This window comes from Telluribacter humicola, from assembly GCF_017355935.1.
Taxonomy (GTDB): domain Bacteria; phylum Bacteroidota; class Bacteroidia; order Cytophagales; family Spirosomataceae; genus Telluribacter; species Telluribacter humicola.
This window is the reverse complement of record NZ_JAFIQT010000008.1, coordinates 40924-66976: the sequence shown is the minus strand read 5'-3', so window position 1 is coordinate 66976 and position 26053 is coordinate 40924. Positions and strand designations below refer to the sequence as shown.

Sequence of the window (26053 nt, the reverse complement as noted above, 5' to 3'; positions counted from 1 at the left end):
CTGTTTTACCAAAATAGGCATAAAATAGCAAAGCCCATAAATTCGGAAGCGCATAATCCATTGAAATGGAACTATGCGCTTCCGGACAGGCTATTACTACTCACACCCCATCAGACAGTCATATCGTTGTCCAGGCTATTAGTCAATCCTGTATTTCATCTACACAACAGCCTTATCTACTTTGCTTTTACCACATCCTCATCCCGTAGCGCCCTACGCAGGATCTTTCCTACGTTGGTCTTGGGTAACTCATCCCGAAACTCTATCTTTTTGGGACACTTATAGGCCGTGAGATTTTCGCGGCAATAGCTCTTGATCTTGTCAATGGTTAGCTCTGGATCTTTCTTTACCACATATATTTTTACAGCTTCCCCGGTTTTCTCGTCGGGTACCCCCACACAGGCTACCTCCAGTACACCAGGACACTTAGCCATCACATCTTCTATCTCATTGGGATATACGTTGAAGCCCGATACCAGGATCATATCCTTCTTACGATCAACGATCCGGAAGAAGCCATCCGCATCACGAATACCGATATCTCCGGTCTTGAACCAGCGCCCACTCTCCTCTTCAAAGATTACTGCCGCTGTTTCGTCGGGACGGTTATAGTACCCAAGCATCACCTGCGGACCTTTGGCGCATACTTCACCGGATTCTCCTACATCAGCCCAGGTATTATCATCTCGCAGAATACGAATTTCGGTACTAGGCCAGGGTATTCCGATAGTACCTACCCGGTTTTCACCAACCAGGGGATTGGACGATAGTACCGGTGAGGTTTCTGACAAGCCGTAACCTTCGGCGGGTAGGCACCCTGTCGCGTCGCGCCAGCGCTCTGCTACTACTTTCTGCAGAGCCATACCTCCGGCCGAGGTAACTTTAAGTTTAGAAAAATCAACCTCCTTGAGGCGGGGGTGGTTGAGCAGGCCGTTGTACAGCGTGTTAACCCCGGTAAACATAGTGACCCTGTACTTCTTGAGGTCATCAATAAAGGCATTCAGATCACGCGGATTGGTAATCAGCAGGTTCATAGCCCCGCTCTTGAGCGCAAACAGAGCATTGACCGTAAGGGCATACACGTGGTACAGTGGTAGTGCCGCTACAATGATCGGATTGAGATCGCCTCCGTCCACATCAATCAGTGGCTTGAGCCAAGCATTATTAGCCTCTACATTAGCGATGAGGTTACGGTGAGTTAGCATGGCTCCTTTGGAGACCCCCGTTGTACCGCCCGTATACTGTATAAAGGCCAGGTCCTGGTTAGACACCTGCGGACGTGTGTAGGTTGCGCCGGCTCCTTTGGCTAAGGCATCATTGAAGGCTACTGCGGTTGGCAGATTGTAGGCCGGTACCATCTTCTTGATGTACTTCACTACCGCGTTTACGATCAATTTTTTAGGGAAGCCCAGCCGGTCACCAATCTCGGTAATGATGATATGCTCAATGTTGGTATCAGCCAGTATCTTTTCGAGGTTACTGCCAAAGTTAGCCAGTATCACGATAGCCTTAGCACCGGAGTCTTTGAACTGGTGCAGCATCTCCCGCGGCGTATAGAGTGGGTTGGTATTAACAATCGTAAGGCCCGCCCGCAGCGCACCAAACATAGCAATGGGATACTGCAGCAGATTAGGCATCTGAATCGCAATGCGATCTCCCTGCATAAGGCCCAGGCTCTGGAGATAAGCAGCAAAGTCGCGCGACAGACGATCTACTTCGCCGAAGGTGATCTCCTTCCCCATGTTAGAATAAGCCGGATGACTGGTAAATTTTGAGAAGCCTTCCTCCATCATTTGTATGAGAGAAGGATACGCATCCGGATTTATTTCATAGGGTACTCCTTCGGGATAGTATTTCAGCCAGGGATAGGTTTCAGAGGTTAGATTTGACATAGGTCTCTTCTGAATATGATAGTTACTGATTTTCTTTTAGAACGATTAATAATGCTTGAAGTTAAAAAAATATTGGATATATGCTATTTCTTACCAGTAATAATACTCTCCTGTTTCTGGATTTACCTACGCTTCTCCTCTAAAATAACTATTCCCCGCCCATTGCATGATTAATCACGTTCCTCTTATAGTACCTCCATACCTTCACCAATTAGTAGTATCCGATAGGGCGTATGGTGGCTCTCTGCCGCCTCAGCAAAGCGCGCCGGATCTTCGGTATTGAATGTAAACAGGTGGTAGTGGTGGGGGACTACGTACCTGGCTCCGATGGTTCGCCCCAGTCGGGCCGCTTCTTCCGCACTCAGATTACCCGCTACACGCCGCTCCGGCTTATTACCATTGATCGGCAGAAAAGCTACATCTACCCTGAAAGGAGTCAGTAATTCAGCCAATCCATCGTACCAGAGGGTATCACCACTATGGTACACCCGATAAGGGCCGAACTCTACCACATAGCCCATGTACCTGCACTGCCCCGCCTGGTCGCGCTCCAGTTCGTTATGCGCGGCGGGTATTCCATAAAAACGAAAACCTGCTATCTCCTTTACCGGCTCATCATTCATGCCAACCGGAAATACCTCATCACACCCTAGACGCTCAGCTACAAATAGTCGGTTGGCCTCGGGTATAACTAGTTGGATACCCGGATTACGAGCCAGAATAGGCTGCAGGGTTTCGGCATCCAGGTGATCGGTATGGTTGTGGCTACTTGTAACGACATCCAGAAAGTCCAGCCGGGCCGGATCAATGACCAGCTCACTCATGCGTACGTGGGGCTTATCGGTAGTCGCGTACTTCTTCGTGAGTGAATCAGAAAGATAGGGGTCAAACAGCAAGTGCCGCCCCTGCCACTGCAGCAGGAAGCCACTCTGGCCCAGCCACCACACCCGAAACCCTTTCTCCCCGGACCGGGTCCGCTGAATATCCGCCAGTAGTACGTCATCTTTCTGGTAAGCCGGGATCAGGGTCATTAGTTGTAGCAGATCAGGATATAGAGGAGAAATTTATCAGTAAAAGCTCTTTTAAATGGGAATCTAACCCTGCTTAAGGAGCTCCCAGCGCCATAACAACCCATCATCAGGGTCCTGTATATCGCCGGTACGCTCAAATCCCACCTTCTTCAGTATACTCGTGGAGGGGCTTTCTTCGGCCAATGTATGGGCGATAACCTTACGTACTAAGTCGTGGGCAAAGGCATGATCCACCAATCCTTTGGCCACTTCTGTAGCCAGGCCCCGCTCCCGGTGCGAAGGTCGGATCTCATAGCCTATTTCTACGACACCTTCCGCGTCGGGCTCCCCTTTATATCCACACGAACCGATCAGCATATTATCCGGTACGTACAGGACCAGATGCGTCCACCAGTCGCGCAGGGGAGGGTGTGTCTTCCACCGATGAAACGAGGGGGTAAATACTTCCCGGTAGCTGGTCCATCTCTTAGGAACATTAGCTCCCAGTACACGGCCCAGTACATTGTTACCCATCTTGATAGCCTCGAATATAGTATCATCACAAGGTATCAGGCGTAAGTGGGGAGTCTCTATCATTGCTTTACTACTTTAATATTTGGGGTCAATATATAAAAATTCCCCGTGCTGACAGACTATTAGGTCCAGTAGCACGGGGAGTATACTCGTATCGTATTATATAATTACCTGCTAATCAATGCTACTGATTATCCTGATCAAAACGGTCGGTTATGGCCTTGCGAATAGCCTGATGCGGACGCATACCGGTACTGCGCGTACGGGGTACAGCGCGGTCGGTAGCATTGGATCTGGCTCTGAGTGCCAGGTTCGACACGGTCAGGTGGCTGTTACGCCACTGCTCAAACTCCTCCTCTGTCATGATATTACGGGCTACTTCGCCACGCAGGTACCCATCGCTATACGACTGGATACGGCTGTCGGTAAAGGCTAGCTTGCGCTCTTCTTCCAACTGTTCGATCTCAGCCCGGAGCTGCTGCTCTTCTTCTTTCAACTGGTCCAGCGTAGGTAGTATAGACAGATCGTTCTCCATGATGTTTTTCTGAACCATCTGCTGCGCCAATATTTTTTCCTGAGCGGCCAGCTCTTTAAGTACCCGCTTCCGGCGACGCTTCAGTCGCCACAGATTCGGGTCGATCTGTAACCAGCGGTACCAGTAGCTCTGCAGTACCGGCAGAGCCATCCCGAGTGATACGGCACCGGCTATGGCAAACAAGACTCCACTCAGTACAAACGATAGTAGCGCCCAGGGGCTATTGACCAGGTTCAGGTTCAGGTTATCGGAGTCACGCAGCGCCTGCTCTATTTTGTTAGTAAGCTCGGGGCTGTTGATGGGAGCTCCGGTCAGCGGATCCACGGCATTAAGCTGCAGATTTTTGATCGACTTGTTAATAGCCTCCTTTAGCTTATCAGTCCTGTACGCTTCGTAGCGGAACCAACCCAGTACCGTCAGAGTGATCACCGCAAATACCGCTAATATTACTTTAAAGCGACCGTAGCGCTTCTTGGCCTTAGGTGAATCATCATTCTGATAAGGTCCTTCAATCAGACGATCATAGGCCGGCTTCAGTAGTACTGATACCATCGCCAGACCGATCGCAAAGGCCCAGGCCTCCGTAGAGTTACGGATGTTGAGCGCGTAGGCTACAATCTCGTGTGAAATAATCAGGTCACCCAGGATAAAAGATATACCGGCCGCCAGGAATATAACCCCCGCGATGAGAGAGTAGTCACCTGCTGCTTTTTCACGCTTTTCGCGCAGGGCCTGGGTCCGCTGGTCGGCTTCGCTGATGGTATCCTCCAGCTCTTTGACCCGCCGTGCGGTCTGGTTCAGTCCCATGAGCTGGTCCTGCAGGCGATCAAAAGCAGCCTTCCGCTGAGCAATGGTATCCTGCTTTCGGCCATCTAGTCGTCCCAGGTCACCCCGCTTCTCCTCCAGACGCTCCGTTACCCACTCATGGCTAACTTTGCTCGACAGGTACGCTTCGTACACCTGACGATCTATCCCCTCTATACCGCTCGTATAGCCGTGCTGGTAGTCGGGCTGTTGATTTGGATGTTGATCCTCCATCTAGATTCTTTATGTTAATTACTAACTAACATTTAATTGTCAATTGAAATTCCGCCTTAGGTACCAGACCGATACCTTATCAGGCTACTGCCCGCGTATCTCCCGCAGCTGACGATCAGTCAGGCGGCCTTTCATCCGGCGGGCCAGATAAAACTCGCTTTCAAATAATTTCACGAGCATGTCCCGACGGGCGTAGAGGCGGTCGCATTCGGTTTCGGCTTCGCCCTGCTGCTTAAGTACCTGCCATTTTTGTACACGCAGTTCGTCTATTTCACCACGTAGGCGGGTAATTTCATCTTCCCATGATTCAGAATGATCGGTAGCTTCAATGCGCTCGCGCTTCACTCCCAGCCACACCCGCAGATCATTGCGCAGTACGGTAATGTTGCTCAGGAATAGCTTACCGGCAAAAAGGAACAGGAAGAATACAAAGATGAACAACGACACCGCCTGCCACCAGACCTGGTGCTGCCAGGCCTGCGCCAGCACAAACAAGGCCGCTGCAAAGGGCATCCCTACCTCTTCGAGCAGGCGACGGCGCGTGACATTAGAATCGGCATCGTGAAACAGTGATATACCTCCGAACAGGTTGAACATACCCGCCAGGAATACGCCCAGAGCTATGAAAGAGCTGGTAGCAAAGTTGGGGCGCAGCGTTTCCTCAATCAGGTAGTAGTTACCTACGCACATAGCTATTGACAGAGCCAGACCTACCAGCGTACGGGGCAGGTTATGCTCACCACCGGGCTTACTCTCTTCCAGTTGCTTGAGCTTGAACTGCAGCTCCTCGATCCGGTTTTCCTTCTGTCCTATAAACAGGTTCAGCTCCTGCACCCGCTCATTTTGCTGCTCAATAGCACGCTCATAGTCAGCAGCCAGGTGGGCAAAGTAGTTGTTAATGATTTCGGTTTTTTCGGTAGGCTCCGACTCCGACAGTCCGAACAGTACCCCCTCGTCGCGGAGTGTATCCTCGTCCTCGAGCCAGTACGGGATCTCCATGGTAGGTACTTCCATCTTATGAAGTACCATATCTGGTTGGAGCTCAGGAGATGTATTTTCTATCTGTGTCTGCAAGGTGGTAGCATGAGATTTCGGCGACTCTACCGCTTCTGGTGTAGCGCTTACAGCAGCCACTGGCGTAGCGGGTTCTCCACCCGGCTCGGCCTCCTCATCATAGTAATCCAGATCGCCGGGCTTGGACGAGCCGAATAGGTTTGTGATACGCTTCCAAATAGTGGCCATATAATATAGTAGTACTGTGTATGACTAAACGATTACTCTAACCGAGCTTATCAGCCTGATTACTAATAGCTTCCAGAGAAGCATAGATCATGACCAACAATCACTGCACGATTATCTTCCAAAACATCTAAAGAAACAAAAATATTGTGATAGCTGGTGAATATTTGCTTCCCCCTCAACTCACTGCAAACATTTTCTGAAGGGCGAGCCAGAGACGTTTTTTCAGGGCTTTATCCGCATCAATGACGGCTAGCGGATCAGCCAGCAGGAACCAGATACCTTCCACCTGTTTGGGGGTGTAAGGCGGCAGGAGCAGGTCAAGCTGCAGCTTGATCAGCGGCACCCCAAACGTAATGAAGTGGTTGGTAAGCTTGTCGGCAAACACGCTACGGGCATCCGCCGAAGGTATATAGCTAAGATTGACGATATCGGCCTCGTCGATCGAATGTCCTACGGCTTTCAGGATATTGGATAGCAGTATGTACTCCGAAGGCAGCATATCGGGCTGATTAGGCTCATCGACGAGAACAAGTACCTTGTGCTTGAGCGCCGGAAAAGGTACAGTTGGTACAGTCACCACCGGTGGAGGGGGAGCTACGGGCTGTGGAGGTGCCATGGCAGGTGCTTTGGCTTCAACTGGTGCCTCGACATTAAGAGATACAACTTGAGGCACTTCCACTCGGGGAGCATCCACTCTGGGAGTTCCCACTCCGGACATTTCGGCTTGGGAAGTAGCTACTTGCGAAGTTTCCACTCCGGGAGCTTCCACTCCGGGAGTTTCCACTCCGGGAGTTTCCACTCCGGGAGTTTCCACTCCGGGAGTTTCCACTCCGGGAGCTTCCACACTGATAGCTTCCACTGGGGGAGCAGGTGTTAAATCTCTTTCAGGCTCAGCAGGTAATGAAGGTACTTTCAGCATAGAAAGATCCTCCTCTACCCTGAACAGCGTATCGTATTGGAATAAAGCTTTATAAAACGCGGAGTTGTTACTCATTACTTCTGTTTTAGCGGATACCACTCTATGTTAGTCAGCGGAGCACGGCGCGAGTAGATTTGCGTGGGAGCGTAGTACTTTTCCAGGTAGTCCAGCACTACCTTCTCGGTATCGCCCAAGTCCCACAGGTTATGATTAGCCTGCATCCAGCGTATCTTCTGCCGCCAGCCATCACGGGTAAAGCGATTCTGGCTAATTAGTTTGGGCGAATGGCAACTGGTACACTGTGCCTTCACCATCATCAGATTTTCGTCTACCACCAGTCCCGTATCCGGATCTTTTTTTAAGGTATCACCCGCTACTGCCAATTCAGTGGCCGGGATAGAATGGCTTGTATATATATGCTGGCGAAAAGCGCCCAGCAGGAATAAAGTCATTGTAAGTATTCCCAGCAGAATAGTCCCACGTTGTTTCATAGCTTCTCTGATTAATGCATCTACCTGTTATCTCCTCACCCCACCTTCACTGCTATACGCTGGCAGGCGTTGTTGAGGTACCCGCCGGGGTTCCAGGCTGGTATCACCATGGGCTGTGTTACGTCTTTATCATCCGTGGCGCGAGCCCATACTTCGTAGTAGCCTTTTCCCGGAAACTGCACGTCAGCTGACCAATGCTGCCAGGCTAGCCTATTAACCGGAGCCGCCAGCTTGCAGGGCTGCCAGGTAGCACCGTAATCAATAGACACCTGCATGGCCTTGACCTGCCGGTCCCCCGCCCAGGTATGCCCGCGCAGAGATAGTTTTTGCCCCTCCGGTATCATAGCTCCCGACTTTGGGAACGTAATCATCGACTTCACCGGCATTGACTCTATGATTTTGTAATTCTCATCCGTCTCGGCGAGTTGCTCACCCGGCTGTACAGGATGACGCGGAACCCGGTAGCTGTGTCCATCCATTTTGGCTCCGTCGTGTACCTTGTTACGAACAGCGATCCGGTGCAGCCACTTGCCTGATACTGACGCCGGCCATCCACCAATTACCAGGCGCAACGGGTATCCATGGAATTCTGGAATGGGCTGACCATTAACTGCCCAGGCAATGAGGGTTTCGTCTTCCAGGGCTTTCTTAATAGGTACTCCTCTTGAAATAGCCGACTTATTAGGGTCGCGGCTGGGGTGCAGGTCTTTTCCATAGTACCCGATGTACACGGCATCATCCTTCACGCCTACATCCGCCAGTATATCTTTCAGGCGTACGCCGGTCCACTCGGCACAGTGTACCGCGCCATCGCCCCACTGGTTGCCCGAAGCGACAGGGGTATAGCCCGACCGTCCGTTGCCACCACACTCAAGGGTAAGCTGGTAAGTATATTGTTTAAACTTCTTCTTCAGCTCATCCAGCGTATAGCTTTTAGCTTTCTTTGCTGATTCCCCATCTATGGTTAAGGTCCATTTTGCTACATCCACGCTTTCAGGTACCAGACCATTGTTCCGGATAAACATCTTCTCAACAGGGGTCACTTTATCATCCAGCAGATGTACCGGGGTTTCTACGTTCCAGGGCCGGTCGCTCAGTACAATCAGGTCCTTATGCTTGCCTTTCAGAGCATCCTTTTCATCAAATACCAGCGGCACATAGCCGTTGGGAAGCTTATCGGCAAACGCAATCTCTGTACCTAAGGCAGCAGTCATAGCAGTCAGGGTACTTTTCTTTAGAAATCCACGACGATTGAAGTACGAATTAAAAGACACTGTAAGGAAGGATTTAGATGGTCACTACTCAAAGTTAGGAAATATTGCCTAATAGTTAAACGTATATAGCTACCAAAACGATACCCAAAGGTTGGTTCTTCCTGCTGAAGATGCAATCCAGTAAAGACCTATTTAGTGCGCAGCCGTAGCCGTGTTCTCAGCGATGGCTTCGATGATCTGCTGAGCAAAGGTGTGTGAGGTATTCTGCTCGGCCAGATTTCGCATAGCTGTCCGGGAGCCAGTAATAGTACCATTGAGGGCCTGACGGAAGGCATTACTGATTGTTTCTGCTGACTCTGAGTTGACCGCCACCCCCAGATTTTCTTCTTTTACGAGAGAGCCCATGTAGCCAAAGTCAGAAGAGATAAGCGGCTTTTCGGACAGGGCGGCTCTAATGACGATAGAGCTCATGCCTACGTGCTTCTGGTAGAGCGTCAGCACAAAATCCGACATTTCAAACAGAGCCTGTATCGGAGCGCCTTTAATTTCTTTGTAGTGACAGATTATCTGTGCATTGGTCCTGAAAGATGCAATATGGGCATCTATTATTGACCGGTACTCTTTCGTAATAGGTCCTGCCAGAATCAGGGTAAGTCTAGCACTTTCCTCTTCAGAAAGCTGACCAATAGCATCCAGTACCGGCTCTATCCCTTTCCGATCATCCAGATATCCAAATAACAGGAAGACTTTGCGGTTGTCTTCCACTCCCAATGATTGTCTTAGAGCGGATACCTCACCCGCTGATACCTCGTACCTCCTGACCGGATCACTAAGTGGCAGTACCTTTACCTTCGGCGCCATCTGCTGTATAACCGGGACGGAGGATTTATCCAGGCAGAATAAATTCTTAAGCTCTTTACTAGTAAGTACCCCTTTGAGCAGCCACTTCTTCCGTAGTACCACCACTTTTTCTTTCAGCGAAGCGGTCATACCATAATGAAAGCTGGGGCGAAAATAAATACCTGATACCGGACAGGGGGACTTCTTACCTAGCCACACACCCAGTTGGAAGAGATCAAAGTACATGAGCATAGCGTGAGTAGGGCGAATCTGCTCGGCATACTTGACATACAGGTTCCACTCTGCAAAGGCACGGTTCAGCCTTGAGGCATGCTGTGCCTGGTGCAGCTCCTGATCAGGAATCTCAATAAAAGTAAGTCGGGAAGAAGCCGAATAGTCGGCGGGAAGAGAATTAGAAAGTCCTTTGGGAGTTACGACGTAGAGCTGTCCGGGGAGCTGATTGCTATACCAGTAATCAATCAGACAGGAAATATAGTCAGAATGATGTCCATTCAGTATGGTATCAAATATCAGTAGTTTCATGCTGCTGCGTTCAGCCATACCAGTGCATTAGCTTGGGTATGAAACCCGTGGAGGCCCTGTGAACATAAACTGAAAATAAGTACTCTGGGTTTATACTTTTTGCATAAACCCAGAGTAGAAGATATCGGTTAGCCTACCAGTTTGGCCGCTTCGCGATGAATAAGTGCCTCCCGGTCAGGGCCGGTAGATATAAAGCGTATAGGAAGCTGCAGTTCGTTTTCCAGGAACTCCACATAGGCTGCGAGTGCGGCTGGGAGCTCATCAAAGCTATGGATATTCTCCAGGGACTGCTGCCAGCCTGCAAAGTCACGGTAGATAGGTTCAACATCCGCGTCACACAGGTCGTAGGGTAGCTGCTCCGTAACAGTTCCATCAGACAGGCGGTACTGTGTACATACCCGTATAGTATCAAAGATATTAAGTACATCTACCTTCATCATGACCAGCTGGGTAACACCATTGATCATGATAGCGTACTTAAGCGCGGGCAGATCCAGCCATCCACAACGGCGCGGACGACCGGTGGTAGAGCCAAACTCACGGCCTTCCTGACGCATACGCTCCCCTGTCTCCTCGAGTAGCTCCGTTGGGAAAGGTCCGCTTCCGACGCGGGTACAGTAGGCCTTGAATATACCGTATACCTCTCCGATCTGACGAGGTGATACACCCAGTCCCGTACAGGCACCGGCGGTCATGGTGTTAGAGCTGGTTACGAAAGGATATGAACCAAAATCAATATCCAATAGTGATCCCTGAGCTCCCTCGGCCAGTACATTCTTACCTTTTGCCAGGGCCTCGTTTACTACGTATTCACTCTCTACCAGCGAAAACTCCTTCATGAACTCAACCGCCGCGAAGAAGTCAGCTTCAGCCTGTGGCAGTAGTTCGCTATAATCAAACTTATGGAAGTCGAGGATTACCTTGTGGGCATCCACCAGCTTCTGGTACTTCTCCTGAAAACGAGCCGAAAGAATATCACCTACCCGTAGTCCCTGACGGGAAACCTTATCTGAATAGGTAGGTCCGATTCCTTTCAGGGTAGAACCGATCTTGGATTCTCCCTTAGCACTTTCGTAGGCAGCATCGAGCAGGCGGTGCGTAGGTAATATCAGCGATGCTTTTTTGGACACCTGCAGATTCTTCTTCAGTTCCAGGTTGAACTTCGCTAATCCTTCGATTTCCTTACGGAATATAATAGGGTCCAATACAACTCCATTACCTATAATATTTTGAATATCAGTACGGAAAATACCCGAGGGAATCTGGTGCAGTACATGCTTAAAACCATCAAATTCCAAGGTATGGCCGGCGTTGGGTCCTCCCTGAAAACGGGCCACCACCTGGTACTGGGGAGCCAGTACATCTACTATTTTACCTTTTCCCTCGTCTCCCCATTGAAGACCAAGTAATACGTCAACTTTCATTCACTATCAAGTTTTAAGTACAGGACGCGGACAGGAGCATGCGGCTCCAGGGCACACTTTACCGGTGCTTATCTGCGTCGCATAGATATAAGTTATGTTGGAGAATCAGTATAGAATAGTGTTGATGAGTGTATAAGCGACTTAGTCTTCTGTTTCCTGTCCCATTGCTTCTTCTTCGGGAATATCCTTCTTGTTTTCGCAATTGGAGCGGGTACAGCTTCCATAAAATATAAGGGAGTGATGTACAACGTTGAAGTGCAGCATCTCCCCTACCATGTTCTGAATAGACTGGATACGCGGATCACAGAACTCCATTACCTTATGGCATTCGGTACATATCAGATGGTCATGCTGCTTGAATCCATAGGATTTTTCGTACTGCGCGAGATTTCTACCAAACTGATGCTTGGTTACCAGATCACAGTCCACCAGTACATCCAGCGTATTATATACAGTAGCGCGGCTTACACGATACTTTTTATTCTTCATGCTGATATACAGCTCATCCACATCGAAGTGGTCTTCGCGGGTATAGATTTCTTCCAGTATCGCGAAGCGCTCCGGAGTCTTTCGGAGCCCCTTATTTTCAAGGTGTGCCGTCAATATTTTTTTGGCGGCATCCAGATTGGCTTTACGTGCTTGTGGCATAGCTTCAAAAATCAGGTGCAAATTACGTGGTTTTTAGACTTAAATCACAGAAAGTCTAATAATCCATAACGTCTTTTGCATATTGGCGGTTCATTATCAGGGTACGACGTTGAGGTTGGCGTCAAAGCGCTGTACCTTAAAAACACCATCTACCCGGTCCAGCTTGTTAATGAGCATATCCAGGTGCTTGGTATCCTGCACGTACAGTCGGATATCTCCTTCAAATACACCATCTTTAGTATCGATGGTGATGCCCCGCATATTTATATGTAGTTCATTAGAAATAATCCGGGTTACGTCGTTCACCAGTCCCATCCGGTCGGTACCGGTAATACGCAGCCCCGCCAGAAAAGCCTCCTCCTTCTGCGACTTCCATTTAGCCTTTATAACACGGTTCCCATGCTTTGACATCAGTTCCACGGCGTTAGGGCAGGTAGTACGGTGAATCTTGATCCCTTCGTTGATAGTCACAAAGCCGAATACATCATCCCCGGCAATAGGGTTACAACAGGCCGCCAGCTTATAGTCAATCTTATCCATATCCTCCCCGATCAGCAGTGTATCACTGTCGGCCTGGTCACCATGGATATTCTTAAGTATCTTGGTAAAGGTCTTTCCGTCCGTGATCTCATCGGTACTGATCTTGGTCTTACGGTCTTTGGCCTCTTTATATTTCTTGAACTTCTTGAGTTCATCCAGATGGATATACCCCTTTCCGATCCGGTAGAAGAAATCCATTGGCGTTTTACACTCAAAGAAAGCCCGAAGCTGGTTGATCACCTCATGGTTTACTTCTATACCAAGGGTCTTCAGCTTTTTCTCCGCCATCTGCCGCCCGTCTGTTTCGTAACGGCGACTCTCCTCCTTAAGGTACTCCTTGATACGGCCCCTCGCCTTGGAGGTGACTACGATCCGGAGCCAGTCCTCGTTGGGTTTCTGTTTATTGGAGGTGATGATCTCTACCTGATCGCCGTTACTCAGGACATAGCTGATAGGTACTAATGTACCTCCTACCTTCGCAGCCATACAGCGTGCACCCACCTCGGAGTGAATATCAAAGGCAAAGTCCAGGGCGGTAGCGCCCCGCTGAAGTACTTTCAGCTCTCCCTTGGGTGTAAATACAAATACCTCCTCCGTAAACAGGTTGCTGCGAAACTCGTCCAGGAACTCAATGGCTGCTGTTTTATCGCCCAGTCCGTTTTCGAGTGTTTCGCGGACCTGGTTAATCCACATCTCAATATTGCCGCGTACGCTGGTGTTGTTCCCCTTGTACTTCCAGTGGGCAGCGTATCCTTTTTCGGCAATTTCGTCCATTCGCACCGTCCTTACCTGTACCTCCACCCACTGGCCCGTCTTGCTCATAACGGTCGAATGCAGTGACTGGTATCCGTTGGCCCGGGGGGTACTGATCCAGTCCTTGAGGCGGTCCGGGTTGGGCTTGTAGTGGTCTGTAACTATCGAGTACGCCTGCCAGCAAAGTGCTTTTTCGCGTTCAAACTCAGAGGGAGAATCCAGAATGATACGGATTGCGAACAGGTCGTAGATTTCTTCAAAAGGCTTATTCTGCTTGCGCATCTTGTTCCAGATGGAATAGATGGACTTAGGGCGCCCTTTGATCACGTATTTAAATCCGGCCTCATTCAGGTCATGCTCTATCGGCTCAGTAAAACGGGCAATAAAGCGGTCACGGGTACTCTTGGTCTCGCGTAGCTTGCGGGCTACGGCCCGGTAGGCATCCGGTTCGGCGTACTTAAGGTACAAGTCCTCAAGTTCGGACTTGATGGCATACAACCCCAGGCGGTGCGCCAGGGGAGCATATATAAATATAGTTTCTGAGGCTATCTTCAGCTGCTTGTCACGCGGCATACTGTCCAGCGTGCGCATGTTGTGCAGGCGGTCAGCCAGCTTGATAAGTATTACCCGTACATCATCCGACAGGGTGAGCAGCATTTTCCGGAAGTTTTCGGCCTGCTGTGAAGAACCGTACTCAAACTTCCCGGAAATCTTAGTCAATCCATCGATGATCTGCCCTACTTTCTTTCCAAATAACCGCTCGATATCATCAATGGTCATATCGGTATCCTCTACCACGTCATGTAGCAGAGCCGATACGATTCCGGTGGTACCCAGGCCAATTTCCTCCACTACTATCTGCGCTACGGCCAGCGGATGGTATATATAAGGCTCCCCCGAACGCCTACGCATTTCCTTGTGGGCTTCAACGGAGGTATTATAGGCTTTCTTTATTAGCTTAGCATCGTTGTCTTTAAGAAATGGCTTAGCTGTACGTAACAGCTTACGATATCTTTTAAGTATCTCTTTACGCTCCTGCTCGAGATCAATCACAATAGCTTCCACATCTACATTTTGTTTCTAAAAAACTCTCTACCAAAATAACGAATTACCTCACGGATTACAATAGCATTTTTTTTAACACTAAAATTTTAGAAAAAATTAGGATCATTTCTAAATATGTTTTTACCTTTGCACTCCCAAATCAATCATCCTGCTATCAGGAAACGATTGAAAAACGCGGGCGTGGCGGAACTGGTAGACGTGCTAGACTTAGGATCTAGTGCCGCAAGGCGTGGGGGTTCGATTCCCTCCGCCCGTACTTAAAAATGGGGTAGACGGGGCTTTAATTCCCTACTATTAAGTTGTTATTAGAACCGAATAGCTCCGTAGCACACCCGTCAAAAGCCCTCAGGACCCTTTGTTTTGAGGGCTTTTTCATTTTACCTATTTGAAAAAAGCTCCTCCTTCTGTACTACATGTAAAAAGTAATACCCGGAGGATGAGTACAAGGACTGAAGCTGCCGGTCTGCGTGTTTGTAACTGGAATTAAGGATTATTATTTTAATATAACTGCATAAATAACCAATGGAAGTTCTGTTAGAGAAGAGCTCGCCGACCACGGCTTCGCTCAGAGTGAAGCTTACCAAGGAAGACTACCAGCCTAAGGTTGATAAAACCATCAAAGATTACTCTAAGCGTGTAAATCTGAAAGGTTTCCGTCCCGGCAAGGTACCTTCGCATGTCATCAACCGTATGTACGGTAAGAGCATCCTGGTGGATGAGGTCAACCACATGCTGAGCCATGCCGTGAGCGACTATATCCGTGATAATAAGCTTCAGGTAGTAGGCGATCCCCTGCCTAACCGTGAGCAGGCTGCCAGTATTGACTGGGATAAGCAAACTGATTTTGAATTTGTGTATGAATTAGGTCTGGCTACTGACTTTGAAGTAGACTTCACCAATATTGCGGCAGTACCTCACTACACGATCAACGCGGATGAGCAGGAGCTGGAAAGTACCCTGACCAACCTGCGTGAGCGTTTTGCGGACAGCGCCCACCCTGAAACTTCAGAAGAAGGTGATATGCTGTACGGTGAGCTGAAGCAGGAGTCTTCGGAGTTCTCGACCAAGACGGCCATCCCTACCAAGCAACTTAATGCAGAGAGCCTGCCTAAGTTCATAGGTGTTAAGAAAGAAGATACTCTTACTTTCGATATCCAGAATACGTTCAATGACTCTTCGGCCATTGCCCACGTAACCGGTAAGAAGAAGGAAGATATCGATCAATTGTCAGGTGAGTTTACATTTGTTGTTGAGGATATCACCCGCTCAGCTCCTGCCGAGCTGAACCAGGAGTTCTTCGATAAGGTACTGGGCCCTGGTCAGGTGGAGAGCGAGGAGCAGTTCCGCGAGAAAGTTCTTGAAATCATCAAGGGCAACTACGAGCGCGAAGCCGAAGCTCTACTCCGTCGCGATATGGAGCAAGCTCTGGTAAGCAATATCTCAATTGACCTGCCAGCCGACTTCCTGAAAGACTGGCTCGAGCGCAGCAACGAAGGCAAATTTACCCGTGAGCAGATCGAAGAGCAGTTCGCTGATTTCGAAAAATCACTGAAGCTGAGCCTGATCAAAAATAAGATCGCTGAAGCCCATGGTATCAAAGTAGAGTACCCCGAGCTACTCGAGTATACCCGCAACATGGTACGTGGCCAGTTTGGTATGTACGGTGATGACGACAGCATGAACGAAACCATCGACCGCATTGCTGCCGGATACCTGGCTGACAAGGAGCGCGACAACTACTCGAACGTGTTCAATCAGGTATTTGACAACAAAGTACTTGACGTAGTTCGTGATCAGATCGCTACCGAAGAGAAAACGATCGAAGTAAGCGAGTTTGAGCGTATCGCCCGCGGCGAAGATAAAGCAGAGTAAGTAGGCGGTAGGCTTTTAGCTGAACAACTACTTCATTATATAAGCGAAAGGCCGGAGCAATGCTTCGGTCTTTCGCTATTTAAAAAGTGTCTTTACACGCTGTCCAGACTTCTAATCCCCTAGCTGTAAAACACACCAATCAGAATAAGCTAACAGCTACCAACCTTCCTCAGAATCCAATCCGTTCGCGGCTTTCCTGGGCTTTACGAACCAGAGCCGCCGCCACCCACTCCTGAAACTTCCGCTGCCACTGGTCCAGTGCCTGGCGAAGCCGGGAATTCTCTACATTGAGTCGCTGGTTTTCCCGGCGGAGCCACTCTGTTTCGGTAAGCGTAGTAGCCGATAGTCCCAGCAGGTCCGGCAGGGACACCTCCAGTACCCGCGCAATTTTTTCCAGACGCGACAGCGTCAGCTCCGTACGCCCCCGCTCTATATCTCCGTAAGCCGTCGTGGATATTCCCAGCATATCAGCCATATTTTCCTGCGAGAATTCCTTTTGTAGGCGTAGCTGGCGCAGTCGCTCGGGTAGATTTTCAATTGTTTTCATAGCCGTTTCCTTCCTGAATGATTATGTAGTAATCCAGCCTTATCGATTTACCCGACTATTTATCAGTCTAAGCGACAAGGAAAATCTGGATGAATGAGCATTTTTGTGTAGAACAACTCTTAGCCACGGAACATTCAGCCAAACTAACTCTTCCCGGTTTTAGTTGTTTTTATTAACACTTATTTTCAACTTGTCATTTTCAAAATAATTAATTCAATACTAATGAACCACGGAGACGAATTTAGAAAATACGCCGTACACCACATGGGCATGAATGGCCTTACCGTGGACGGTTACGTAAAGCACACTGTCGAAAACATGACCCGCGCCGTTATTGAAGAGCGTCCTATGAACTTCCGCGAGGTGGATGTATTCTCCCGTCTGATGGCTGATCGTATTATTTTTATGGGTACCGGCGTTGATGATAACATCGCTAACATCATTGTAGCCCAGTTGCTGTTCCTGGAATCGGCAGACCCTAAGAAAGACATCCTGATGTATATCAACAGCCCCGGCGGGTCGGTATATGCCGGTCTGGGTATTTATGATACAATGCAGTACGTACGTCCTGACGTAGCTACAGTATGTACCAGCCTCGCAGCTTCGATGGGTGCGGTACTGCTGGCCGGTGGAGCCGCCGGTAAGCGGGCAGCCCTACCCCACGCCCGGGTTATGATTCACCAGCCTTCGGGTGGAGCACAGGGACAGTCTACCGATATTGAGATCACCGCCCGTGAGATTATTAAACTTCGTGATGAGCTATACCAGATCCTGGCTGACCACACCGGTCAAAGCAAGGAGACTATCGAAAAAGACTCTGATCGTGATAAGTGGTTCCGCTCCGGCGAAGCCAAGGAGTACGGCCTGATCGACGAGATCCTTACCCGCGATAAATAAAAAGTACCAGGGGCGTGAGCCTTTCTGTATCCAACCTGTAAGGTATCTTTATGAACCTTACAGGTTTTTTTATTCTACGGTACCAGGCAGACTTGGTTAGCCGCCTAAAAAACCGGAACTTTACGAAACTTTTCCGGAAGGACTGGGGTAATACTCCAATCATACAAGAAAAAGGTATTTCCCGGGAAGCTTCTTTTTCTGAAATACACATTACAGCTAACAGGACAAATAGTTGTACTATCATGTGCTGACAGAGCCTACGCTCACACAAGTACTATAATACCTGACTCTAATTATTCTATTATATAAACTGATAAAATGGCACAAGTAAGTTGTTCGTTCTGCGGACGCCGAAAAAACGAAGTCGAACTGTTACTTTCGGGAATAGATGCCCACATCTGTAATAATTGTATTACGCAGGGGCATCAGGTGGTGATGGATGAGCTTAATCCAAAAGAAAAGAAAGAAAAGAAACCGAAGCTGCCGAAGCTCAACCTGGTTACGCCGGTGGAGATGAAACAGTTTCTGGAACAATACGTAATCGGACAGGACGAGGCCAAGCGTACGCTGGCCGTTGCGGTATATAACCACTACAAGCGTCTTAACCAGCCCGTACTGGACGATGATGTCATGATTGAAAAGTCCAACATCATCATGGTGGGCGAAACCGGTACCGGTAAGACCTTCCTGGCCCGTTCCATAGCTCGTATACTGCAGGTGCCATTCTGTATAGCCGATGCTACTACGGTGACCGAAGCCGGTTACGTGGGAGAAGACGTCGAGACCATCCTGACCCGACTGCTGCAGGCAGCTGACTACAACGTAGAAGCCGCCGAGCGTGGGATTGTTTACATTGATGAAATTGATAAGATATCACGCAAGTCTGACAACCCATCCATTACCCGCGATGTAAGCGGCGAAGGTGTACAGCAGGCTCTGCTGAAGCTGCTTGAAGGCTCGGTAGTAAACGTACCACCCCAGGGAGGTCGTAAGCACCCGGACCAGAAGATGATCCAGTTGAACACGGAGAACATCCTATTCATCTGCGGTGGAGCATTTGACGGTATCGAGCGCCATATAGCCAAGCGGATCAATACCCGCCCGATCGGATTCTCGGGTGACAACCGCATCATTGAGATTTTTGATAAAGGTAACCTGATGCGGTACGTAACGGCGCAGGACCTGAAGTCATTCGGCCTGATCCCTGAGCTGATCGGTCGTCTGCCGGTACTGACTCACCTCAACCCACTGGACCGCGACACGCTGAAGCGTATCCTTACGGAACCTAAGAACGCGCTGGTGAAGCAGTACAAGAAGCTGTTCAAGATGGAAGATATCGATCTGCATTTTGAGGAGGATGTCATGGACTACATCGTTGACCAGGCCGATGCCTACAAGCTGGGTGCCCGTGGTTTGCGCGCCATCTGTGAGTCCATCATGACCGATGCCATGTTCGAGCTGCCTTCGATGAAGGAAGTAAAAGAATTTACGGTCTCGCTTGATTACGCCCGCGCTAAGTTTGAGAAGTCATCGCTGTCGCTGCTGCGCTCGGTGGCCTAATCCACTTACTATCTTACCTGATACCCCCGCCTTTGTGAAAAGGGCGGGGGTATTTTTTTGATAAACTTTCCTTATTTTGGACGTTCATTTCAAAAACACAGTACAACGTGGAAAACTGGCTAATCAACAAATCTATTGTCATTATCGGTGGAACTACCGGTCTGGGACTTTCGGCGGCCCGGGCCTTTGTGCAGCATGGAGCCAACGTAGTAGTGGTTGGTCGTAACCCTGAAACCTGTCTTATGGCCGAAGTAGAGCTGGGACGTCAGGCACGGGCTAAGCAGGGTGACGCTACCCAGCCCCAGACAGCCCTCGAGGCCATTCAATTGTGTGTACGTGAGTTTGGTAGTTTTGATGGGCTCTATCATGTAGCGGGTGGCAGTGGTCGCAAGTACGGAGATGGCCCCCTGCACGAGCTTACGCTGGAAGGCTGGAATCGTACGTTCGAGATGAATATGACCTCACTGATGCTCTCCAACCAGGCAGCCGTCCAGGCTTTCATGGGTATGGGCCGGGGAGGTACCATACTGAATATAGGCTCAGTACTGGGGCAGTCACCTTCTCCTCACTATTTCTCGACCCATGCCTACGCCGCCTCCAAGTCGGCCGTAATTGGGTTTACCAAGTCGACTGCTGCCTATTATGCCAAGTACAATATCCGGATCAATGTGCTGGCACCGGCCCTAGTAGATACCCCCATGTCGCAGCGGGCCTCCAAGGATGATGATATCCTGAAATTTATACAGCAGAAACAACCCCTGGATGGCGGACGCAATGGGGTGCCTTCCGATCTGGACGGAGCAGCCATTTACTTCATGTCTGACTATTCAAAGTTTGCTACCGGGCAGGTACTCACGGTGGATGGAGGCTGGGCACTTACCGAGGGCCAATACCAATAACGGATAACGGACCAGAACCATGAGCGTTGCCATAGGAATAGACCTGGGAGGTACCAATATAAAAGGTATCCTGATCGATGAAGCGGGGGAGGTACTGAAGCAGCACTATATACCTACGCACGATGATCCCCAGGGGCTATGGCGGGAAAACGTGAAGGACATGGTCAGATACCTGCAGAACTACTGGCAGGAGCCCATCAGTACCGTGGGCCTATCGGCTCCCGGACTACCCAACGACACCAACAGCTGTATTGCCTTTCTGCCCAACCGGCTCAACGGCCTCGAAAATTATGTATGGGGAGACTACTTCGGCCTCCCCACTTATATCATCAATGACGCCCACGCTGCCCTCATGGCCGAAGCCGCCTTTGGCGCCGCCCGTGATAACCGCAACGTAGTACTGCTAACCCTGGGCACGGGCGTAGGCGGAGGTATCCTGCTAAACGGTGAACTCTACCAGGGTCTGTCCCAGATGGCGGGCCACCTGGGACACCTGTGCCTCAATACCAGCGACGACGAGTGTAGCATCGTAGGCATACCCGGTAGCCTGGAGTACGCCATCGGCAACTACTCCGTAGCGAAGCGCTCCCGTAATCGATTTACCTCTACCTGGGAACTCGTAGAAGCCTACCGAAAGGGCGACCACTTTGCTACTTATGTCTGGCTCCATTCGGTACGCTCACTGGCTATAGCCCTCAGCTCGCTGATCAATGCCTTCTCTCCGGAGCGCATTGTACTGGCCGGAGGCATTACCCTGGCCGACGACGCCCTGTTCGAGCCACTCCGCTCCTTTCTGGATATCTACGAATGGCGACCGGGAGATAAGCAGACACCCGTAGTGCAGGCCCAGTTTGGCGACATGGCCGGCGCTATTGGCGCAGCTAGTTTTGCACTGAGAAAAAAAGATGGTGGGAAGTAAGACTAGTTGCCTCCGCAAAAGCACATTGCTATTTACTATTTGAAATAAAAGAGTAACGCCCTACCCTTATGACCTTACTACAGTGAGAGCTAAGCTAAAACCACTACTCTGGATCTTACGCATAGGAGTACTATCCATGATACTTTACCTCTTTATTGATAGTCAGACCAGGATTGACTCACCTTTATTTCTGAAGAAGTATTCACAGGAAGACCTTCTGTACTATGCAGATGTCGGTTTTGGATATCCAAATAAAATTAAGAAATGGGACCAGACCATAAGGGTAAGCATAGCTGGTTCCTGTAGCCGTCAAGACAGTGCAGAGGTAGCTAAGGTCGTAGATGAACTATCGAGGATCATAGCTTTCCCGAAGGTAGTACTTACTAAGGAGGAGGGAAATGTGCAGGTCCACTTTCCTGATTCAGAACCTGAATTTGAGTCTATCAAGACTGCCGAAGGCCTTGGAGTAGAAGTACGTGGCTTCGTTGATCCTACTTCTTCATTATTTACGAATAAAATGAAGCAGGTAAAGATCTATCTAAGTCCACTCTTGAAAAACAGAAAAAGAAACGCCGTACTAAGGCATGAGTTCTGCCATGCCTTGGGGTTAAGTGGGCACTCAAAAAGGTACTACTATGAAGAGCACCTAATGGGCAGACTTAACATTCCAAGCCTCGAGAGCGCTGAGTTATTAGATAGTAGTCCGGCCGTTATACCTGCCGCTGATGTAAGGGCCCTGCAACTGCTGTACGAAAGGGAGATGCCCACTGGATTAAAAAGATCTACATTCAAGGCCCATTTAGCAGAACTTGGAATACAACTACAATAGAAGCAATGTACTTACGCATGAAATATGTACTAGTTCTAGCGGGCTTATCGCTGGTCAGCCTAATGGCTTCCGCTCAGACCCAACTCCCTTACGATAAGTACTTCCGGGAAGCGGGTGTAACCGGTAGTTTCAGTCTTTATAATCTTAATGAGAAGAAGTACTATACTACCAATACCAGCGAATTCCGCAAAGCTACCTCCCCTGCTTCGACCTTCAAGATACCCAATACCTTTATTGCCCTGGAAGAACAGGCCGTCAGGGACGAAAACGAAGTACTTAAATGGGATGGCACCCAGCGTATGGTACCCGCCTGGAATGAAGACAACGACCTGAAGATGGCTTACAGGAATTCAACGGTGTGGTTTTATCAGGAGCTGGCCCGGCATATCGGGGAAGACAAGTACAGGAGCTACCTCAAGAAGCTGGACTACGGCAATCAGGATATAAGCGGTGGACTGACGAAGTTCTGGCTGGGAACGAGTCTGAAAATATCTCCTGAAGAGCAGCTTAAATTTTTACAGAAGATACATACCCAGTCGCTGCCGTTCAGTGAGCAGACCTACCGCATCGGGAAAGAAATCATGATAGAGGAGCGTACCCCTGCCTATACCCTACGTGCCAAGACCGGTTGGGCAGAAGTAGACTCGTCTGACATTGGCTGGTACGTGGGTTACGTAGAGTCGAAGGGGAATGTCTACTTCTTCGCTACCCGTATCTACAAGCCTCTGGATCAGAAGATGGATAGTTTTGGCCCCAAGCGAAAAACCATTACACGCCAGATCCTGCAAGACCTCAACATACTATAATAGGCTGCTCTGGCCTCACCCCTACCCTTACTACCTTTTTAGCATGAACGTTATTCAGCAGTACTTATCCAAGAGCCGTTCCCTACTCGATACTATAGAGCAGCAGGAATCTTCAATTCAAACGGCTGCCCGCTTGTTTGCCGACTCCATCCTGGCCGGACGCATGGTACATGTATTCGGGAGTGGCCATAGCCGCATTATGGTCGAGGAAATGTGGCCCCGCTACGGCTCTTTCCCCGGCTTCAACCCTATCGTAGAGCTATCGCTTACTTTTCATAACCTGGTGGTAGGTGCCAACGGCCAGCGTCAGGCGATGTTTCTGGAGAATGTATCCGGACTGGCCGACCGCATCCTGCGCAACTTTGACCTATCGGATTTGGACACGGCGCTGGTCATCTCTTCCAGCGGCTGCAACGTAGTACCCATCGAAATGGCAGAACTATTCCAGCAGCGTGGGGTGAAGGTGGTAGCTCTGATCACCAAAGACCATTCCGACCAGAGTACTTCCAAACGGACCGACGGCAAAAAGTTGAGTGACTTTGCGGACCTGGTGCTGGATACTGGAGCTCCCGTGGGCGACGCCATGGTACAGGTACCGGGGCTGGATACACCCGTAGCGCCCGGAAGTACCCTGGGAGGAGCCGTACTGGTCAACTGCATCAAAGCCGAAGTAGCCCGCCTGCTGACTGAGGCGGGGCAACCACCCAAGGTACTTAGTGCCGGCGTCGTAGTGGGTCCTGAGCGTGCCGTAGAGCTGTTCGAAGCTGCTTACGATGAGCATGCCCACCGCCTGGCCCGGCTGTACGCTAACGTAGGGAAGTAGCTTTTAGCTTGTTAGCTGGCAGTTATTAGCTGTTAGCACTTTTCAACAGCAAGAAAAAGCTACTGTGTTTTGTAACCACGAAGACGATAAAACAGCCATTCAGAAGAAGCCACACTCACCTCTACCACAACACCATTAACTACATGGCAAGCAGTCTATACTACTCAAAAACTAACAGCTAAACCCCATGCAACCTACTCCCATACGTACTACTGTTATTGGCAGCTATCCTTTTCCGGGCTGGCTGGAATTTGCTTCGCAGAACCTGGATAAATTTGGTCCGGCCGATGTAGAAGAAATGATCGAAGATGCTGTGGTAGCCGCTATTCATGATCAGGTCACGGCGGGGCTCGACGTTATCTCTGACGGAGAACAAACCCGGCTGGACTTCAATCTCTCCTTTTACGGATTTCTGAAAGGCCTGATACCTAACCACGCCGAAACACGCAAGTTTGGCCCTCCTGCCCATGACCAGCGGGGTAAGCATAGTGTCGTAGAGCCACTGACCGCTCCCGGCGGACTGGGTGCCGTAGCCGAATACAAACGACTAAACCGACTGGCCCCTGCCGGTCCCACGCTCAAAGCCTCCGTACCCGGCCCCTACACCCTCAGCGGCCGTATGATTCCGGATGGTGAGCTGTACAAAGACCGCTATGACCTGACCGAAGCCCTGCTACCCATCGTACGCAAGGAGTTGGAAGATCTGGTGGCAGCGGGCTGTACCGAGATTACGGTCGATGAGCCTTCCATGAGCTGCTATGCCTATAAGGAGGATACCCGCCGCTTCATAGATATCTTTAACCGCACGGTAGCCCCCATTGTAGGCAAATGCCGCCTGTCTACCCACCTGTGCTTTGGTAACTTTAAGGGGCGTCCTGTCGGCTACCGCAAAATTCACCCTATGCTACCCGACTTCCTGGACCTGAGTGTGGATGAAGTACACGTCGAAATGGCTAATCGTGAATTTGATGAACTGGAGCTGATTGCGGAGTTCGGGCAGAAGATGGACGTGGCCGTTGGAATCATTGATGTAAAGAATTACTACGTCGAAAGCGTAGCGGACGTAGTGGAGCGGATTCACCGCTGCCTGAAGTACCTGCCCGCCGAAAAACTGGCCGTGGCCCCTGACTGCGGCCTTAGCCAGACCGCCCGCTGGGCCTCCCGTCAGAAACTAGCTAATATGTGCGCCGGTGCCCGGCAAGTGAGGCAGGAACTGGGACTGGTGTAGCCCAAAAACAGTCTGGCAAAAAAAGGGTTTAGGAAAGACTATGACCAATAGTTTTTCTGAATAAAAGATCCGGATATGAGAGCACACACTGCCAGATTATATAAAGATGTTGAATTTCTGACGTCCATAAAACCCGCTAGAAACTACCAGAACCTGGAATCCCTGGACCGGGTAGTACAGTATATTGAAGATGAATTTAACAATGCCGGTGCCCCTACCGAGATACAAACCTGGAGGGCCACCGGCAACGAGTACAAGAACGTCATTGCGACCTATAACCCCGGCCGGTCCAGAAGGCTTATTGTAGGTGCCCACTACGATGTATGTGGTGACCAGCCCGGAGCCGACGACAACGCCAGTGCCGTAGCCGGTCTGCTCGAGACCGCCCGGCTAGTGTTTGAGCAGCAGCCCGTCCTGGACTACCAGATCGACTTTGTGGCGTACTGCCTGGAGGAGCCTCCATTCTTCAGTACTGATCTGATGGGTAGCTATATACATGCTAAATCTCTGCATGAGCAAAATGCGGAGGTAATCGGGATGATCTGCTACGAAATGATCGGGTACTTCTCGGATGCGCCCAACTCCCAGGGCTTTCCCTCTCCCGAACTGGCCAAGATATACCCTCATACTGCCAACTTCATCATTGTGGTAGGTATCCAAACCTATACCGACTTTACCAGCAAGGTACACCGCCTGATGGCCGAGGGGGCAGCCATTGATGTACAGGTCATACACTTTCCAACGGGTGACGGGCTGGCCGGACTATCTGACCAGCGCAGCTACTGGCAGTTTGGCTATCCGGCTCTTATGATCAACGATACCTCCTTTATCCGCAACCCTAACTACCACCAAAAGTCAGATACCATTGATACGCTCGACTTTGCCAGGATGACAGAAGTAGTCAACGGGGCCTGCCGGGCCATCGTACATCTTGCTTAGGGTGAGACTGTTTAACCAGTCAAAACCAAACCATCCAACTCTCCTC

General features: G+C 49.9%; 23 protein-coding genes and 1 tRNA gene. 11 read left to right on the top strand and 13 right to left on the bottom strand.

Annotation, left to right across the window (positions count from 1 at the left end; genetic code table 11):
- Positions 1–176: 176 nt before the first annotated feature.
- The 12 genes from JUB14_RS24245 to JUB14_RS24190 form a co-directional block, all read right to left on the bottom strand.
- On the bottom strand, positions 177–1892 hold the full coding sequence (locus tag JUB14_RS24245) for an AMP-binding protein (protein WP_207509451.1): 1716 nt from the start codon (positions 1890–1892) through the stop codon (positions 177–179).
- Positions 1893–2077: 185 nt separating this feature from the next.
- Positions 2078–2923: an MBL fold metallo-hydrolase gene (locus tag JUB14_RS24240; RefSeq protein ID WP_207509450.1), complete on the bottom strand. Its 846-nt coding sequence runs from the start codon at positions 2921–2923 to the stop codon at positions 2078–2080.
- Between the two features lie 63 nt (positions 2924–2986).
- Positions 2987–3499, bottom strand: a complete 513-nt coding sequence (locus tag JUB14_RS24235) for a GNAT family N-acetyltransferase (protein ID WP_207509449.1) — start codon at positions 3497–3499, stop codon at positions 2987–2989.
- 121 nt (positions 3500–3620) lie between these two features.
- The gene (locus JUB14_RS24230; protein WP_207509448.1) at positions 3621–5009 is read right to left on the bottom strand and encodes a hypothetical protein; all 1389 of its coding nucleotides are present in this window, start codon (positions 5007–5009) and stop codon (positions 3621–3623) included.
- 84 nt (positions 5010–5093) lie between these two features.
- The gene (locus tag JUB14_RS24225; protein WP_207509447.1) at positions 5094–6251 is read right to left on the bottom strand and encodes a hypothetical protein; all 1158 of its coding nucleotides are present in this window, start codon (positions 6249–6251) and stop codon (positions 5094–5096) included.
- Between the two features lie 175 nt (positions 6252–6426).
- A complete protein-coding gene (locus JUB14_RS27800) occupies positions 6427–7245 on the bottom strand; it encodes a hypothetical protein (protein ID WP_229368225.1) in 819 nt (272 codons plus the stop codon).
- Complete coding sequence (locus tag JUB14_RS24215) at positions 7245–7661, bottom strand: hypothetical protein (RefSeq protein ID WP_207509446.1); 417 nt, start codon at positions 7659–7661, stop codon at positions 7245–7247. The genes JUB14_RS27800 and JUB14_RS24215 overlap by 1 nt, the downstream gene beginning before the upstream one ends.
- Before the next feature lie 35 nt (positions 7662–7696).
- Positions 7697–8875, bottom strand: coding sequence for a sulfite oxidase (locus tag JUB14_RS24210; RefSeq protein WP_207509445.1), 1179 nt, complete (start codon positions 8873–8875; stop codon positions 7697–7699).
- A gap of 192 nt (positions 8876–9067) precedes the next feature.
- Positions 9068–10258, bottom strand: a complete 1191-nt coding sequence (locus JUB14_RS24205; RefSeq protein WP_207509444.1) for a glycosyltransferase — start codon at positions 10256–10258, stop codon at positions 9068–9070.
- A 128-nt stretch (positions 10259–10386) separates the two neighbouring features.
- On the bottom strand, positions 10387–11682 hold the full coding sequence (locus JUB14_RS24200; RefSeq protein ID WP_207509443.1) for an adenylosuccinate synthase: 1296 nt from the start codon (positions 11680–11682) through the stop codon (positions 10387–10389).
- 141 nt (positions 11683–11823) lie between these two features.
- The gene (locus JUB14_RS24195) at positions 11824–12330 is read right to left on the bottom strand and encodes a Fur family transcriptional regulator (protein WP_207509442.1); all 507 of its coding nucleotides are present in this window, start codon (positions 12328–12330) and stop codon (positions 11824–11826) included.
- A gap of 96 nt (positions 12331–12426) precedes the next feature.
- Positions 12427–14688 carry a RelA/SpoT family protein gene (locus JUB14_RS24190; protein WP_207509441.1) on the bottom strand — a complete coding sequence of 754 codons (2262 nt, stop codon included), beginning with the start codon at positions 14686–14688 and terminating at the stop codon, positions 12427–12429.
- 174 nt (positions 14689–14862) lie between these two features.
- Here JUB14_RS24190 and JUB14_RS24185 point away from each other — a divergent pair.
- Positions 14863–14944 (top strand) — tRNA-Leu (locus JUB14_RS24185).
- Between the two features lie 266 nt (positions 14945–15210).
- Complete coding sequence (gene tig, locus JUB14_RS24180; protein WP_207509440.1) at positions 15211–16560, top strand: trigger factor; 1350 nt, start codon at positions 15211–15213, stop codon at positions 16558–16560.
- 169 nt (positions 16561–16729) lie between these two features.
- Here the strand turns inward: tig and JUB14_RS24175 are convergent, their stop codons facing one another.
- Positions 16730–17107, bottom strand: coding sequence for a helix-turn-helix domain-containing protein (locus JUB14_RS24175; RefSeq protein WP_207509439.1), 378 nt, complete (start codon positions 17105–17107; stop codon positions 16730–16732).
- A 222-nt stretch (positions 17108–17329) separates the two neighbouring features.
- On the opposite strand from JUB14_RS24175, the gene JUB14_RS24170 reads away from it, so the two are divergent.
- The 9 genes from JUB14_RS24170 to JUB14_RS24130 all read left to right on the top strand — a co-directional run bounded on the left by JUB14_RS24170 (position 17330) and on the right by JUB14_RS24130 (position 26007).
- Complete coding sequence (locus tag JUB14_RS24170) at positions 17330–18004, top strand: ClpP family protease (RefSeq protein ID WP_207509438.1); 675 nt, start codon at positions 17330–17332, stop codon at positions 18002–18004.
- Between the two features lie 318 nt (positions 18005–18322).
- Positions 18323–19564: an ATP-dependent Clp protease ATP-binding subunit ClpX gene (clpX, locus tag JUB14_RS24165; protein WP_207509437.1), complete on the top strand. Its 1242-nt coding sequence runs from the start codon at positions 18323–18325 to the stop codon at positions 19562–19564.
- A 107-nt stretch (positions 19565–19671) separates the two neighbouring features.
- Complete coding sequence (locus JUB14_RS24160) at positions 19672–20463, top strand: SDR family NAD(P)-dependent oxidoreductase (RefSeq protein ID WP_207509436.1); 792 nt, start codon at positions 19672–19674, stop codon at positions 20461–20463.
- Between the two features lie 19 nt (positions 20464–20482).
- Positions 20483–21382 carry an ROK family protein gene (locus tag JUB14_RS24155; protein WP_207509435.1) on the top strand — a complete coding sequence of 300 codons (900 nt, stop codon included), beginning with the start codon at positions 20483–20485 and terminating at the stop codon, positions 21380–21382.
- Between the two features lie 136 nt (positions 21383–21518).
- Positions 21519–22211 carry a hypothetical protein gene (locus JUB14_RS24150; RefSeq protein ID WP_207509434.1) on the top strand — a complete coding sequence of 231 codons (693 nt, stop codon included), beginning with the start codon at positions 21519–21521 and terminating at the stop codon, positions 22209–22211.
- A gap of 17 nt (positions 22212–22228) precedes the next feature.
- Entirely contained in the window at positions 22229–23017 is a 789-nt protein-coding gene (blaOXA, locus tag JUB14_RS24145) for a class D beta-lactamase (RefSeq protein WP_207509433.1), read from the top strand.
- A gap of 43 nt (positions 23018–23060) precedes the next feature.
- Positions 23061–23840 (top strand): sugar isomerase domain-containing protein, encoded by a 780-nt coding sequence (locus tag JUB14_RS24140; RefSeq protein WP_207509432.1) that lies wholly within the window; start codon positions 23061–23063, stop codon positions 23838–23840.
- A 187-nt stretch (positions 23841–24027) separates the two neighbouring features.
- Positions 24028–25068 (top strand): methionine synthase, encoded by a 1041-nt coding sequence (locus JUB14_RS24135; protein WP_207509431.1) that lies wholly within the window; start codon positions 24028–24030, stop codon positions 25066–25068.
- A 75-nt stretch (positions 25069–25143) separates the two neighbouring features.
- A complete protein-coding gene (locus tag JUB14_RS24130; protein WP_207509430.1) occupies positions 25144–26007 on the top strand; it encodes a M28 family peptidase in 864 nt (287 codons plus the stop codon).
- Positions 26008–26053: the final 46 nt, after the last annotated feature.